The organism is Roseibium sp. RKSG952, from assembly GCF_009711355.1.
In genome coordinates, this window is sequence record NZ_SMMF01000278.1 from 1 (window position 1) to 491 (window position 491).

General features: G+C 56.8%; 1 protein-coding gene. It reads right to left on the reverse strand.

Annotation, left to right across the window (positions count from 1 at the left end):
* Positions 1-491, reverse strand: a 491-nt coding sequence (locus E1297_RS00710) for an IS6 family transposase (RefSeq protein WP_155132668.1), incomplete at both ends; no start/stop codon positions are given.

Consider the following 491-nt stretch of genomic DNA (forward strand, 5'->3'; position numbering starts at 1 on the left):
GAACCGGCCCATGATCTTTTCCCGTTTTCGTGTGGGCCGGTGTGAGTTTTCTATCCTGTTGTTCAACCCCTTGTGGGCCCGGTGATCAGCCTCGGGCGCAAGTGCCTGAACCGGCTTGATATAACTGCGCAGCTTGTCGGTCACGACGACACGAAGCCCGCCATACCGGGTGACGGTTTTGCCGAAAAACCGTTTGGCAGCCTTCGCGTTGCGGTGTGATTGGACCAGAATGTCAAGCACATCAGCATGGGCATCAATCGACGGCCACTGCCAGTGTTTGGTTCCGTTGATGGTCAGAACGCACTCATCAAGGTGACACTTGCTGTTTGTTTTCGGCCTGTCTCGCCGAACGCGATCGGCGAAATGCTTGCCGAACCGGTTAACCCAAAGCCGGATCGTCTCGCGACTGACCAGAACCCCGCGTTCGGCAAGCAGGCCCTCAACATCGGCAAAGCTCATGTTGAAGCGATGATAGGCCCAAACCGCGTAGG